The sequence below is a fragment of the Vibrio rubrogenes genome (assembly GCF_059641415.1).
Genome location: NZ_JCARSY010000001.1, coordinates 360,385 through 374,811 on the forward strand (window position 1 = coordinate 360,385; position 14,427 = coordinate 374,811).

General features: G+C 46.7%; 12 protein-coding genes. All 12 read right to left on the reverse strand.

All coding sequences use genetic code 11. The features are described from left to right. Window positions 1–16 precede the first annotated feature (16 nt). Window positions 17–1,279 carry a cell division protein FtsA gene (gene ftsA, locus AC55NX_RS01685; RefSeq protein WP_059121513.1) on the reverse strand — a complete coding sequence of 421 codons (1,263 nt, stop codon included), beginning with the start codon at window positions 1,277–1,279 and terminating at the stop codon, window positions 17–19. After that, window positions 1,260–2,054, reverse strand: coding sequence for a cell division protein FtsQ/DivIB (locus tag AC55NX_RS01690; protein ID WP_496994166.1), 795 nt, complete (start codon window positions 2,052–2,054; stop codon window positions 1,260–1,262). The genes ftsA and AC55NX_RS01690 overlap by 20 nt, the downstream gene beginning before the upstream one ends. 183 nt (window positions 2,055–2,237) lie before the next feature. Beyond that, entirely contained in the window at window positions 2,238–3,701 is a 1,464-nt protein-coding gene (gene murC, locus AC55NX_RS01695) for a UDP-N-acetylmuramate--L-alanine ligase (RefSeq protein WP_496994167.1), read from the reverse strand. 11 nt (window positions 3,702–3,712) lie between these two features. Next, complete coding sequence (murG, locus tag AC55NX_RS01700) at window positions 3,713–4,777, reverse strand: undecaprenyldiphospho-muramoylpentapeptide beta-N-acetylglucosaminyltransferase (protein ID WP_496994168.1); 1,065 nt, start codon at window positions 4,775–4,777, stop codon at window positions 3,713–3,715. Then, on the reverse strand, window positions 4,764–5,933 hold the full coding sequence (ftsW, locus tag AC55NX_RS01705) for a cell division protein FtsW (RefSeq protein WP_496994250.1): 1,170 nt from the start codon (window positions 5,931–5,933) through the stop codon (window positions 4,764–4,766). Before ftsW ends, murG begins: the two co-directional genes overlap by 14 nt. Window positions 5,934–5,976: 43 nt before the next feature. Further along, entirely contained in the window at window positions 5,977–7,296 is a 1,320-nt protein-coding gene (gene murD / locus AC55NX_RS01710) for a UDP-N-acetylmuramoyl-L-alanine--D-glutamate ligase (RefSeq protein ID WP_496994169.1), read from the reverse strand. Window positions 7,297–7,416: 120 nt separating this feature from the next. After that, the gene (gene mraY / locus AC55NX_RS01715) at window positions 7,417–8,499 is read right to left on the reverse strand and encodes a phospho-N-acetylmuramoyl-pentapeptide-transferase (RefSeq protein WP_496994170.1); all 1,083 of its coding nucleotides are present in this window, start codon (window positions 8,497–8,499) and stop codon (window positions 7,417–7,419) included. Beyond that, entirely contained in the window at window positions 8,496–9,857 is a 1,362-nt protein-coding gene (murF, locus tag AC55NX_RS01720) for a UDP-N-acetylmuramoyl-tripeptide--D-alanyl-D-alanine ligase (RefSeq protein ID WP_496994171.1), read from the reverse strand. Before murF ends, mraY begins: the two co-directional genes overlap by 4 nt. Further along, a complete protein-coding gene (gene murE / locus AC55NX_RS01725) occupies window positions 9,854–11,347 on the reverse strand; it encodes a UDP-N-acetylmuramoyl-L-alanyl-D-glutamate--2,6-diaminopimelate ligase (protein ID WP_496994172.1) in 1,494 nt (497 codons plus the stop codon). The genes murF and murE overlap by 4 nt, the downstream gene beginning before the upstream one ends. Before the next feature lie 9 nt (window positions 11,348–11,356). Next, window positions 11,357–13,078, reverse strand: coding sequence for a penicillin-binding transpeptidase domain-containing protein (locus AC55NX_RS01730; RefSeq protein WP_059121522.1), 1,722 nt, complete (start codon window positions 13,076–13,078; stop codon window positions 11,357–11,359). Beyond that, on the reverse strand, window positions 13,075–13,407 hold the full coding sequence (gene ftsL, locus AC55NX_RS01735; protein ID WP_059121523.1) for a cell division protein FtsL: 333 nt from the start codon (window positions 13,405–13,407) through the stop codon (window positions 13,075–13,077). The genes AC55NX_RS01730 and ftsL overlap by 4 nt, the downstream gene beginning before the upstream one ends. Beyond that, on the reverse strand, window positions 13,404–14,360 hold the full coding sequence (rsmH, locus tag AC55NX_RS01740) for a 16S rRNA (cytosine(1402)-N(4))-methyltransferase RsmH (RefSeq protein WP_496994173.1): 957 nt from the start codon (window positions 14,358–14,360) through the stop codon (window positions 13,404–13,406). Before rsmH ends, ftsL begins: the two co-directional genes overlap by 4 nt. Between the last annotated feature and the right edge of the window lie 67 nt (window positions 14,361–14,427).

Consider the following 14,427-nt stretch of genomic DNA (forward strand, 5'->3'; position numbering starts at 1 on the left):
TTTCCTGCAACTCAGGTTAAAACTCTTTCTGTATCCAATTACGCAAACGACCAAATAGTCCGGACATCGATTGGCGTTTAGGTTCGCTATATTCTGTCTCGTCGCTAATTTGACTATCCCTTGCATAATGGAGTAAACCAACCGCCGTAGAATGATACGGCTCTTTTACGTAGTCCGTGAGTCCACTCACTTCAAGTGGTTTTCCAACACGAACCTGATTGCGGAAAACACGTTCCGCACATTCAACCAGTCCTTCAATCTGAGCAGCACCACCCGTCAGGACGATCCCCGCAGCTAAATGATGTTTGATCCCTTCGGATCGTAACTTTTCCTGCACAGTATCGATAGTCTGGTGAACCAGTCCCATTAATTCAGTGTAGCGAGGCTCTATCACTTCCGACAAGGTTTGACGCTGCAAACTACGGGAAGGACGTCCCCCGACACTGGGTACATTGACCGTGTCATCTTTACTGACTAACTCACTCAATGCACATCCATATTTTACTTTTATCTCTTCAGCATCGCTGACTGGCGTCCCGAATGCAAATGCAATATCACTAGTCACAGCATTGCCGGCATACGAAAAAACTTCCGTATGACGCAGTGCACCGCCAGTCCAAATTGCAATATCCATCGTTCCGGCACCGATATCGACCACACAGACACCGAGTTCTCGTTCATCTTCAGTGATCACAGCGTTGCTGGCAGCAAGTCCTGAATAGACCAGTTGTTCAACTTTTAACCCGCAACGCTCCACAGCCTTAATAATATTTCTAGCCATATCATTATGACAGGAAATAAGGTGTACACTGACTTCCATGCGCACACCTGATAAACCAAGCGGGTTTTTAATGCCTTCTTGGTAATCAATTGTAAATTCTTGGGGAATGACATGCAGGATTCGCTGCTCATCGCCAATCTTAATTGATTTCGCTGTATGAATGGCTCGATCCATATCTTCCTGAGAAACTTCTTCCTCAGAAATTGTCCCCATTCCCTTTTCAATCCGACTCGCAATATGTTTACCAGAGATTGATAAAAAAACATTGCGAATTTGACACTCAGCCATCAGTTCAGCTTGATCGATCGCTCGCTGAACAGACTTTACAACCGATTCCAAATCATTGACACCACCCTTATCCATTCCTCTGGATGGGCTTGTTCCTGCACCGATGATATTAATCTGCCCATCAGGCAATATTTCTCCGACTAAAGCAGAAACAGTTGCCGTGCCAACATCGAGACCTACAATTATGTTGTCATCGGTCATTTTTGTCATCCGTTGTATTCTCTTGCTCTAACTCTTGTTCCGAAAACCACCCGACAGCAGCTCCGGTATCATATCTGAGGTCAATATAGCTTATTTTTTCAGCTTTTTGACCAAAATAACGATAAAGTGCAACGAACCTCATGATTCGCTCCTTGATGGATTCTTTCCCCAGTTCAAGGCGAATACCGTTATCCAGTATTATCTGCCAGGCTCTGCGTTCATTCAGCAATAGAGAGGAAATATTCAATCCTAACTTTTGAAACTCAGGATTATATTTTCGCCACATATCAAGTACTTCAACTGACGAATTTTCCGGACCATATAATTTGACATGTTCCCCTTGCACAAGCCCTAAATCGCCATGAAACACAACACCATGTTCGTCTAAAAGAGACTGACCGTTCCATATTGCCTGAACTTGATGTTCAGTCAGAAACACTTTAATCGTATCAGGCCATTGCTTACGAATCGACGCATGTTCAACCCAAGGGATCATTTGAACACTACGTTGTAACTGATCCACATCCTGAGACATAAATGTTCCGACGTGATCCAACGTGGCAAACGCCTGCTGGACATCATGTGCCGTGACATACTTCAAGTGTCCCTGCAAAATGATTCGGGACAACGGTAATCGGTCTTCATCCCACATCCAACTTAACGCAGAATAAAGTAACAACCCGATGAAGAAAGTCACCGATAACAGAAAAATCCCACCCCAGACTCGTTCTCTGAACCATGGTGATAGTGACAGCTGATGGCTTCTCATTAATATTTGCTTCATTCAAGTTCACCGTCAGCCATCAATTGACTTTGTACATCCTGCTTTCGAATTACAATTGCGGCAAAAACATTCACTATAACTTTCGGATTATACTGAGCTCACTAAAAGTATCAAATAAAGAAAAACAGAAATTTAGCTCTGATGCCAACTTCCCCATTTTTGCAACAGATAAATACTAGTTTTTTATCCTACTTGTTGCATCTTTTCGATGTTCAACTGCAATGATGCTAATTGTCTCGCTACTTTGCCAATATCGCCAGCGCCTTGCGTCAGCACTAAGTCACCATCTTGTAATACATTGGCGAGAACACTCGGTAATATCTGAGTATCCGGAACAAAAATTGGGTCTATTTTGCCACGGCTTCGAATCGTCCGGCATAATGAACGCCCATCAGCTCCGGCAATCGGTTTTTCTCCTGCCGGATAAACATCCAGCATAATCAACACATCAACCTGTTCAAGTACATTGGCAAAGTCATCGTATAAATCTCGGGTGCGACTATAGCGATGTGGTTGAAAAATCATCACTAAACGTTTTTCTGTCCAACCACTTCTGGCAGCCTGAATCGTCACATCTACTTCGGTCGGATGATGGCCATAATCATCAACCAGCATGACCTTGCCTCGCCCTGAATCAAATACACCTAAGTGATCAAAGCGGCGACCGGTTCCCTGAGTACTTTCCATCGCTTTCAAAATCGCTTCATCACTAATGTCATCTTCCGTCGCGACGGCAATCGCAGCAGCAGCATTCATCGCATTATGTCGTCCCGGAATATTCAAGGTAATCGATAAATCAGAACGCCCTTTACGGACCACGGTAAATTTACCCTGCTGGCCGTTTTGTTGATAATTTTCGATACGAACATCGGCATCCGATGAGAAGCCATATGTCACCACATGGCGACTCAATTGAGGAATCAGTTCCCGGACTACCGGATCATCAATGCAGAGGATCGCCTGTCCATAAAAAGGCAAATTATGTAAAAACTCGATAAACGTCCGTTTCAGAGTTTCAAAATCTCCTTGATAGGTATCCATATGATCTGCTTCGATATTGGTCACAATACTGACCATCGGCTGCAAGTGTAAGAAAGAGGCATCACTTTCATCGGCTTCCGCGATTAAAATACGGCTACTCCCCAACCTTGCATTGGTCCCTGCACTTTTGACTAATCCGCCATTGACAAACGTCGGATCTAGCCCGGCTTCGGAATAGATTTGTGTGACTAAAGCAGTCGTCGTCGTTTTTCCATGTGTCCCCGCGACAGCAATCCCATGACGGAACCGCATCAGTTCAGCCAACATTTCTGCCCGACGCACAATCGGCACACGTCTCTCTCTGGCTTCAACGAGTTCAGGGTTGTTCATATCAATTGCAGTGGAAACAACAACAACACTCGCTTGTGCAACATTTGCCGCCTGATGCCCAATATGAATGGTCGCACCTTTCGCTTTTAAATTATCGGTGATCGCATTTGCCGCGATATCAGATCCGGTGATCTGATAGCCTTCATTCAATAGAACCTCAGCAATACCACTCATTCCGGCACCGCCAATCCCGACAAAGTGAATGCATTTAACCCGACGCATTTCAGGAACGATTGTTCTTAGCTGGGATAGATCGGGCGTATATGTCATGGTCATGAAACTTTCCATTATTCAGTTAAAGAGATGATCGCATTCGCAACGATCTTATCGGCATCAGGCTGCGCGACTTCTCGGGCCTTGACGGCCATATCGAGCAATCGACTTCGGTCAAGTTGAGCAATGGCATCAGCCATTATCTGCGCGCTGAGTCGGGGTTGCTCGATCATGAGCGCAGCCCCTGCGGCAACCAAATGATCGGCATTCAGAGCTTGTTGACGATCTTTATGCATGAAAGGAACAAAAATGGCCCCCACACCGACAGCGGCTATTTCGGAAACGGTTAGCGCCCCGGATCGACAGATCAGCAAATCAGCCCATGCATAAGCTTCTGCCACATCATCGATAAACTCTGTGACATGAACAGACTCGATCTGTTGCTGGCGATATTGTTCCTCAACGGACGATTGATTTCCCTTACCGGCCTGATGACGAATTTCAAATGTGTCATGCGGTAATAATGCCATCGCTTCAGGCATGGTTTGGTTCAAAATACGAGCGCCTTGACTCCCGCCCATCACCAAGATACGAACGGGACCATTGCGACCGTTCATTCTCTGCATCGGTTCCGCCAGTCGGGCAACATCACTCCGCACCGGATTACCGACAACATCTGCATTCGGGAATGCCCCGGGAAAGGCCTGAAAAACACGTCGGGCAATGCGAGCAAGCCAACGATTGGTTAAACCGGCAACCGCATTTTGTTCATGCAATACAACGGGGATCCCCAACAACCATGCCGCAACACCTCCGGGACCGCTGACATAGCCGCCCATGCCTAACACCACATCAGGTTGCCACTGTTTGATATAAGCTCTGGCCTGAAAAATTGCATTGATAATTTGAAACGGCGCTTTTAATAAACGTAAAATTCCCTGTCCCCGCAATCCTTTGACTTGGATAAAATCAATGTCAATCTGGTGCTTAGGAACCAATTCAGCTTCCATTCTGTCGGATGTTCCCAACCAACGGATTTCCCATCCTTGAGCTTGTAATGCTTTGGCAACGGCAAGCCCGGGGAAAACGTGTCCGCCTGTACCACCCGCCATTACCATTAAACGTTTATTCTTGATCATCTGCGTTCTTTACAACTTCTTTTTCCACATCTGCGAGCCGGCATTCAAAATCAATTCTCAATAAAATTGAAACCGCGACAGACATTACAATTAAGCTCGAACCACCATAACTAATCAGTGGCAGCGTTAACCCCTTGGTCGGAACAATCCCGGCAGCGGCACCAACATTGACCAAGGTCTGAAAGGCAAACCAAATACCAATACCGAAAGCAAGATATCCGCCAAACTGTTGTTCATGTTCAAATGCCTTTTTACCAATGAATACCGCCTTCATCACTAGCCACATCAGTAACAGTAAGACCAGAACAACCCCGACGAATCCAAGTTCCTCGGCTAAGACGGCAAAGACAAAATCGGTATGCGCCTCAGGTAAATACTCCAGCTTTTGAATCGAATTTCCGAGTCCCTGACCAAACCAACCACCACGCCCGAAAGCCATCAGTGATTGTGTCAATTGATAACCACTGCCGAAAGGGTCTTCCCAGGGGTCGAGAAACGATGTCACCCGGCGAATCCGATACGGTTCAGCAATGATCAGTCCAATCACTGAAAGCACTCCGGCGACCATCAACGCAATAAACTGTGACAACTTTGCTCCGGCAATAAACAGCATGCCGAATAAAGTTACTAACATCACGATAACGGTTCCCAAGTCAGGCTGCAGTAGCAGTAAAATAGCCAGACATGAAAACACCATAATCGGTTTCATGAACCCGCCAAAAAAGGTTTGCCTGACTTCATCATGCTTTCTGACCAAATAGCCAGACATAAAAATAAATAACGTCAGTTTTGCAACTTCTGCAGGCTGTAGGTTAAACAGCCCCAAAGGAATCCAACGAGACGCACCATTCACCGACTTCCCGGTAATCAGTACTATCACCAACAGCACAAATGAGATCGCTAATAGCAATGAACTGTACTGGAACCAACGATGTAAGGGGACTTGCAAAACCACAGCAGACACAACTAATGCCAACGCTAAAAAAGTCGCCTGCCGAAACATAAAATGGAACGGTTGATCGGTCAGCCGCGAGCTCACGGGAAATGATGCCGAAGTCACCATCACCAAACCGATTAACACCAGTCCCAGTGCAATCCATACCAATTGCCGATCAAACAATACCTGAGGACTCGGGGTCTTCAGCCATCGGATCATTCTGGCGGTTGCTTTCGATACGAGTGACACAAATAACCCTACATTATGCGTATTGGTGCGCTAAGTCGGCAAAAGCATCGCCTCTTGCCATAAAATTCTTAAACTGATCAAAGCTGGCGCAGGCAGGTGAAAGCATCACGATATCTCCTTGTAACAACTGAGGTGCAATATCGGCAATCACATCAGCCATCGTATCGTACAGTTTTGCTGCCGGGTGCAACTGCATAAACTGCTGACCATCACGCCCAAAACAACAGAGCCGAACATTCAGTGAATTCAGAACCGGAGCCAACGGTGAAAAATCTGCTCCTTTACCGACACCACCGACTAACAAATACAACGTCCCTTTTAAAGCCAAACCCGATAGCGCTGCCAGTGTACTGGCAACATTCGTTGCCTTAGAATCATTGACCCACTGAATCCCACGATTATCTTCAACAACTTGGCACCGATGTGTCAATCCAGTGTAAGATTTGAGGACATCAAGCCCTTTTTCATAGCAAATCCCTGAGTGTTGCAACAGTGCCAATACAGTTAAAACATTAGCTAAGTTATGTCGTCCGACTAACTTGAGTTGATCACAGGCAATCACCGGATGTCCATTCGCTATCAGATATTCACAACCATCAATAGATTGAAGAGAAAAATCGGCCGCTTGCGAAATAGAAAAAGTAACAACCTCACCGGAGAAAGCGTCAGGATATGTCTCTGGGTCATCGCGATTGACGATAGCGGCTTCGGTATGAGTAAAAATACGCAGTTTTGCCTGACGATATCCATCAATATCCCGATAGCGATCCATATGGTCTTCAGACAAATTCAAAAACGCCGCGGCTTTCAGTTTTAGATCATTCGTCGTCTCTAGTTGAAAACTAGACAACTCCAGAACATACAAATCAACAGACTCATCAATCAAATCCAGTGCCGGAACACCGATATTACCACCTACAGCCACCCGAAGACCGGCCGCAGCGGCCATTTTTCCGGTTAAATCAGTGACGGTACTCTTGCCATTGGAGCCTGTAATGGCGATGACAGGTTTGTCGATATGCCAGGCAAATAACTCAATATCACCGACAACGGGAGTGCCAGTCTGGATGACATGTTGAATTTCTGGCGTCGCTAACGCGATGCCGGGATTAATGACGACTAAATCAGCGGCTGCTAACCATTCACTGCACCAGCCGCCTTGATGACATTCAATCCCCGTCGGTAACTCACTCAATCCCGGAGGATTGTCTCGGGTATCAATAACTTTGACAGCAATATTCGGATGATATCTACCAAGATATTTCACGACCGAAAGGCCCGTGATCCCCAAACCAACGACAACGACACTCTTTACATCTTGCCAATCATTCATCTTATACACGCCATTCCAAGCCGACTCTTAAGCTATCACACCAAGATAGACGGCATCGTAACCTCAAAACCACCATAGCACAGCGCCATTCAACGCACAGCAACTGGATGGAACAAAGTATCAACGGACTTTCAGTGTTGCCAAGCCAATCAGAACCAGCACAATTGAAATAATCCAGAAACGCACGATTACACGAGGCTCGGGCCACCCCTTCAACTCATAGTGATGATGGATGGGTGCCATTCTGAAAATACGTTGTCCACGTAATTTATAAGACCCGACCTGTAGAATCACCGAGAGCGTTTCCATCACAAATACCCCGCCCATGATCACCAGAACAAATTCTTGTCGAACAAGCACAGCAATAGTTCCCAGCGCACCACCTAAAGCGAGTGATCCAACATCTCCCATAAAGACCTGTGCAGGATAAGTATTGAACCATAGAAACCCAAGCCCGGCGCCGACGATAGCGGTGCAGACGACGGAAAGTTCGGAAGCATAAGCGATATAAGGAATATGGAGATAATTGGCAAAATTCACATTTCCCGTAGCCCAGGAAATAACCCCAAAACCGGCAGCGACTAAAACAGTCGGCATAATCGCCAGCCCATCCAGTCCATCCGTCAAATTGACCGCGTTACTGGTTCCGACAATCACGAAGTAAGTCAGAACAATATAAAACATTCCCAATTGTGGCATGACATCTTTAAAGAAAGGCACCACAAGTTCTGTCGCGCTGGTATCTTTGCCATGAATATACAAAGCAAATGCGACACATAAAGCAATCAGAGACTGCCAAAAATACTTCCATCGCGCGATGAGGCCATCCGTATTTTTGTGCACAACTTTACGATAATCATCAACAAAGCCAACCGCGCCATAACCGAGCAGAACAACCATCACAGCCCAGACGTAAGGATTGGACAAATCGGTCCACAATAACACCGTAATAAAGATCGACGCGAGAATCATCACTCCGCCCATGGTCGGCGTCCCGCGCTTGCTGAAGTGAGACTCAGGTCCGTCATTACGAACAACTTGCCCGATTTGTAGCAATTGAAGTCGCTTAATAAGGCGAGGTCCCATCCAGAGGGAAAGCGCCAATGCGGTCAAAATACTAAGGATGGCTCTGAATGACAGATATTCAAACAGACGAAAGAAAGAAAAATATGGCTGTAATAATTCTGCAAGCCAAATAATCATGCGTATTTCTCCTTGAGAGCAGCAACTATCTTACCCATGCCGGCACTATGCGCGCCTTTAACGAGTAAAACATGCTCTTGATTTTGATTCTTATCGAGTTGCCGCTCGATATACTCCAGCATATGTTGATGTGAAGAGAAATGTACGCCTTGGCACACCTCACTGATAACTTTGGCATCGTCGCCATATGTCAGCACATAATCAAACCCACAGGGGGCTGCATGTTCACCGACTTGGCGATGATGTGCAAGACTTTCATCACCAAGCTCAGCCATATTTCCTAAAATAAGCCACCGCACTGCAGAGAATGTTGCCAGCAGATCAATAGCAGATTTTACAGCCGGTACACTGGCATTATAGCTATCATCGATCAAACGAATGTTTGGCGTCAGCATCGACACATCCACACGCCCCTGCACATTTTTCGCCTTTTCTAATCCAGTTTTTATTTCATCTAACGTTGCACCGGCAGACGTTGCCAATGCAGCCGCAGCCAAGGCATTGGCAATATTATGTTCACCGATAATATTCAATTGAACATTTCGCTGACCTTGAGGTGACACCAGTGTAAAGCTTGGTCGTGCAGATGCATCCAGACGAATTGACTGAGCATAAAAGTCAGCAGACGCATGTTGGCGTGAGAAAGTCACAACATGCTTATCAGCGAGGATCTTTTCCCACACAGAATTCCCCTGACTATCGAGATTAATCACCGCTGTCGCTCCGGGATTCAGCCCTTCAAAGATCTCTCCTTTGGCGACTTTGACGCCCTCTAAAGATCCAAATCCTTCTAAGTGGGACGCAGCAACATTATTGACCAATGCCGCATCCGGTCTGACTAAGCGAGTCGTATAAGCAATTTCACCGACATGATTCGCTCCCAGCTCAATAATAGCAAAATCATCTTCAGGGCAAGATTGAAGTAAGGTTAAAGGTACGCCAATTTCATTGTTGAAATTCCCTTGCGTATAAAGCACCCGACCTTTTTGGGATAAAATCTCAGCAACCATTTCTTTCACGGTCGTCTTACCGCAACTTCCCGTGATTGCGACGGTTTTCGTCTGACACTGCTGATGAACCCACGCAGCAACTTTCCCTAAAGCTTGGCGAGTATCGCGTACCACAATCTGAGGGACATTAACTTTCAACGCCCGATTCACCAGTAACGCCTGCGCACCTTGCTCGATCGCGTGATCCGCAAAATCATGCGCATCAAACCGTTCACCGGCCAAGGCAATAAACAACGCTCCCTTGTCGATATGGCGGGTATCCGTTGAAATTGTCTGAATATCAAGATCTTCGCCAATCAGTTCTGCTTCAAGAACATTTGCCAATTGTGATAGTGAAACCTGAATCATGCCGTTAACTCCAACAGTCTTATTGCCGTCTCTCGATCAGAATAGTGATGAACCCCTTCGGCCGTCACCTGATAATCTTCATGCCCTTTTCCTGCCAGCAAGATAATATCATTCTCATCGGCATGAGCGAGTGCATATTCAGCCGCTTTTTGTCGTTGATGCTCAATATATACATCCGCCGGAGACTGTAAGCCTTGCAACATATCCTCAATAATCAGCTGCGCCGCTTCACTGCGTGGATTGTCATCGGTCAGTATGACATGATCAGCCAACCGCTCTGCAATTGCAGCCATCAGCGGACGCTTGCCCCGATCCCGATCACCACCACAACCAAAGATAGCCCATAGCTTGCCATGACAATGAACCCTCAGTGCAGACAGTGCTTTTTCAAGCGCATCAGGGGTATGTGCATAATCAACGACTATTTTTGCTCGTCCCGCAGTTTGGAATAACTCCATACGACCCACAACAGGAGATAAATGCCCGGCAGTTGCGACTAAATCATCTTTATCAAATCCAAGAGCCAGCATGGTCGTAAAGGTCAGTAACACGTTACTGGCGTTGAATGCTCCGATTAAAGGCACTGAAAAACTGCCGCTTCCCCATGAACCATCAAACGAGAGGTGAATACCATCTTCACTGTAGCGGATATCCGTTGCCCAAACGCCAAGGCGGGTTTGTGGACGTCCCGACAAAGAGACCCCGATCGCTTCATCCAGATCATCACACCATGAACGACCAACCGGGTCATCAACGTTTATCACTGCGCGTTGGCAGTGATGCGTACAGAATAGTAACTGCTTCGCTTGCGCATAAGTCTCCATATCACCATGATAATCAAGGTGATCGCGACTCAAGTTGGAGAACACGCCCACATCAAAATACAAAGCTTTGACTCGCCCTTGAACCAGACCGTGGGATGACACTTCCATCGCAGTATAGTTCGCCCCTTGATTCACCAAAGCGGATAATGTTGCCTGAATGTCAATCGCGCTGCCGGTTGTATTGCCGACTGGCTGTAACTGTTCAAGAAAACCATTCCCTGTCGTGCCCATCACGGCACACTGATTTCCCAATACATTTAACCACTGGGCAATCAATTGAGAAATCGTTGTTTTGCCATTCGTTCCGGTGATCCCCACCAACGAGTGATGTTGACTCGGATGATGATACAACCGACTGGCCAATTCGGAGAGATGAGCATTCAATTCATCCAAATAGATGATCGGCACTGAAGCGTGAGACTCGATGGTACCGTGTTGTTTGTGTGAATCAGACTGGGCAATAATCAGATTGGCTCCCGCAGTGACAGCAGTATCAATAAACCCCCGTCCATCAACTTGATGGCCGATGACGGCAACAAAAGTATCTCCGGGATAAATCTGCCGACTATCGAGTACCAACCGGCGAATCGGGATATCAGCATATGTGGTTGCTTCTAATTGAAGCCAGGGAGAAATCAATTCCGCAATCGATATACTTTCACACATACGTATTCCTTATTTACTCCGGGGCTGATTATCATCGGGAGCAATATTCATAATCTGGAGTGCCCCTTTCATTATTTCTGCAAAAACAGGCGCGGCAACCGAGCCGCCGTAATATTCGTCTCCCTGAGGCTCATTGACAACCACCACTAAAGCTAAACGGGGATCACTGACCGGTGCAATCCCAGCAGTAATATTGACATATTCATCACTATACCCCCCTTTTGTTGCTTTCCGTGATGTACCCGTCTTTGCTGCAATCCGATATCCGGGAATCGCAGCCTTGGTTGCCGTTCCTCCGGGCTGAGTCACCGTTTCCATATATCCCAGCACTAACTTTGCGACATCATGGTCAATCACTTTTTTGGACAGGTTCTGCTGGTTGTTTTCAATAATATGTAACGGTTGATAAACGCCATAATTCCCCAGCGTGGCATAAGCGTGAGCCAGTTGAATCGGAGTGACAGAGATGCCATAACCGAATGCTAAGGTCGCAATCTCAAATTTGGACCACCGCGTCCGGTTTGGAAAAATCCCCGTCGATTCCCCCACGATATTCAATCCGGATAATTCCCCGAGTCCGACTGAGCCATATAATCCCAGTAACGCCTGAATCGGCATCCGTAAAGCCAGTTTTGCGACCCCAATATTGCTCGATTTCTGGAGAATTTTTTGTAAGTTGGCTTTTCCGACCCGAGACACATCCCGAACACGACTACCACCGATTCGGAAAACGCCGTTCTCGGTATCAATCACCGTATCTTGATTGGCAACGCCATTTTCAATCGCAGCAATCTCCGTGAACGGTTTAATGGTTGAGCCCGGTTCCATTGCATCGGTCAACACCCGGTTTCTCATCCGAAAAGTTTGTAGGTCCGAACGATTATTCGGGTTATATGATGGCGCGTTGACCATGGCCAGAATGGCACCACTTTTGACATCCACAATAATTGCTGATGCCGATGTTGCCCGGTGATCCGCCTTCGCTTGTTTCACCGCTCGATAAGCAATGGCCTGAATTCTTTGATCAATGGTGAGTTGTAACGGTTTCCCTTCCTGCTTGGCTTCCAGAGCAATATTTTCAACCACCCGGCCATAGCGGTCTTTCCGAATCACCTGCTTGCCGGCTTCGCCACTGAGCCAGTTATCATAACTTTTCTCGACCCCTTCTAATCCGTGACCATCAATCCCGGTGACCCCAATCAAGTGGGCACTCACTTCACCAGAAGGATAATAGCGCCGCGATTCCGACTTCAGGCCGACACCTTTTAACTTCAACTCACGGATGTATTTTGCCATCGGTGGATTCACCTGACGCTGCAAGTAAATAAAACGACGACTTTTATTTTCAGAAATTTTATCAATCAAGGCTTGCCGATCGAGTCCCAATACATCAGCTAAAGCGTACCATCGGTTCCGATCATCCAATTCATGATATTTAAAAATAGTGGCGGGGTCGGCCCATACGGCATCAACAGGAACGCTCACAGCCAACGGCTCTCCGTTCCGGTCAGATATGATCCCCCGTGCTGATGGGATTGTTTTCGCACGGATTGAACGCAAATCTCCCTGATACACCAAATTATCAGGCTCAATGACCTGAATATAGGCGGTACGCCCAATCAGAATGCCAAAGGCGGAGAAAACAAAGAATAAAATAATATAGAAGCGCCAGCGGATGAATACATGGCTTTGAGAAGGCTGCTTTTTTGGAGAGGGCTCTATCTTTTTCATTTCAGAGGAACTACCACTTCCTTGTCTGCATCGGGACGAATCATATTCAGATCTTTCTGAGCCAGATCCTGAACTCGGCTGTTATCTGAAAGCGCAGTTTCTTCCAGTAACAGGTTACGCCATTCACTATCTAAGTGCTCTCGTTCAACCATCTCATGTTCTCTCGCTGTGATAGCCATTCGAGCTTGATGTGTGGTAAATACGATTCCCATCGCGGTAGCGAACATAATAAAAAGCAAAAACAGCGCTAACCGACCCACGGTGAATAGATCGGTCAAAATCAATCGAACCAGATTCGGACTGGATTGGCTGTTTTTTGTCTGTGTCATGCTAGTTTTTCCGCAATCCGGAGTACCGAACTTCTGGAGCGGGTATTCTGTGCGACTTCTTGTTCAGAAGGTTTGATAGCCTTACCAATCGTCTTAAGACGAGCACTGCCCAATGCCTGTATCTGAGCATCGGTCAAAGGAAGCCCCTGGGGAACCTCCGGCCCTTTGCTCTCTTTACGCATAAAGTGCTTCACCATGCGGTCTTCCAACGAATGAAAGCTAATCACGGATAAACGACCCTGTGGTGCAAGAATCGACAGTGCCCCTTTTAACGCCAGATCGATTTCATCCAGTTCACTGTTGATATAAATCCGAAACGCCTGAAAAGCACGAGTGGCCGGATGTTTCTTCTCTTTATAATTTTTCGGCACCGCATCGGCAATCAGTTGTGCCAATTGCCGGGTCCGTAATAACGGTTCATTTTCGTCATCGTTACGATAATTGACAATCGCTTTGGCAATTCTGCGGGCGTAACGATCTTCACCAAACTCACGAATGACCCAAGTAATATCATCTAAATCCGCATCCTTCAGCCACTGAGAAACCGGAACACCTGATGTCGGATCCATCCGCATATCGAGCGGACCGTCTTTTAAAAAGCTGAACCCGCGATCAGCATCATCCAACTGAGGCGAGGAGACGCCTAAATCAAACAGAACACCATCCACTTTACCGCTCAAGCCATATTCTTCGGCATAGTCAGCAATGGCAGAAAAAGGGCCATGAATGATCGTAAAACGGGGATCATCAATCTGTCGGGCGGCTTCAATCGCCTGAGGGTCACGATCGATACTATAAAGTTTTCCGTGGGGGCCAAGTTTGGATAAAATCGTGCGCGAATGTCCACCCCGGCCAAATGTGCCGTCGATATAGATACCGTCCGGTTTGATATCCAGTCCGCGGACCGACTCATCCAACAGGACGGAAATATGTTGAAATGCTGTTTGCGTCATGTGTTCTCTCGTAAACCTATGCAGGCAACCCATCCCATATGCAATAAACGCAAGGATTAGAATACGT

Bases quoted from the DNA above. Each gene is read 5' to 3' on its own strand.
- murC (WP_496994167.1), bottom strand. From the start codon at position 3,701: ATGACCATGACATATACGCCCGATCTATCCCAGCTAAGAACAATCGTT.
- ftsL (WP_059121523.1), bottom strand. From the start codon at position 13,407: ATGACACAGACAAAAAACAGCCAATCCAGTCCGAATCTGGTTCGATTG.
- AC55NX_RS01690 (WP_496994166.1), bottom strand. From the start codon at position 2,054: ATGAAGCAAATATTAATGAGAAGCCATCAGCTGTCACTATCACCATGG.
- mraY (WP_496994170.1), bottom strand. From the start codon at position 8,499: ATGATTATTTGGCTTGCAGAATTATTACAGCCATATTTTTCTTTCTTT.
- rsmH (WP_496994173.1), bottom strand. From the start codon at position 14,360: ATGACGCAAACAGCATTTCAACATATTTCCGTCCTGTTGGATGAGTCG.
- ftsW (WP_496994250.1), bottom strand. From the start codon at position 5,933: ATGATCCGATGGCTGAAGACCCCGAGTCCTCAGGTATTGTTTGATCGG.
- murG (WP_496994168.1), bottom strand. From the start codon at position 4,777: ATGATCAAGAATAAACGTTTAATGGTAATGGCGGGTGGTACAGGCGGA.
- ftsA (WP_059121513.1), bottom strand. From the start codon at position 1,279: ATGACAAAAATGACCGATGACAACATAATTGTAGGTCTCGATGTTGGC.
- murE (WP_496994172.1), bottom strand. From the start codon at position 11,347: ATGTGTGAAAGTATATCGATTGCGGAATTGATTTCTCCCTGGCTTCAA.
- murD (WP_496994169.1), bottom strand. From the start codon at position 7,296: ATGAATGATTGGCAAGATGTAAAGAGTGTCGTTGTCGTTGGTTTGGGG.
- murF (WP_496994171.1), bottom strand. From the start codon at position 9,857: ATGATTCAGGTTTCACTATCACAATTGGCAAATGTTCTTGAAGCAGAA.
- AC55NX_RS01730 (WP_059121522.1), bottom strand. From the start codon at position 13,078: ATGAAAAAGATAGAGCCCTCTCCAAAAAAGCAGCCTTCTCAAAGCCAT.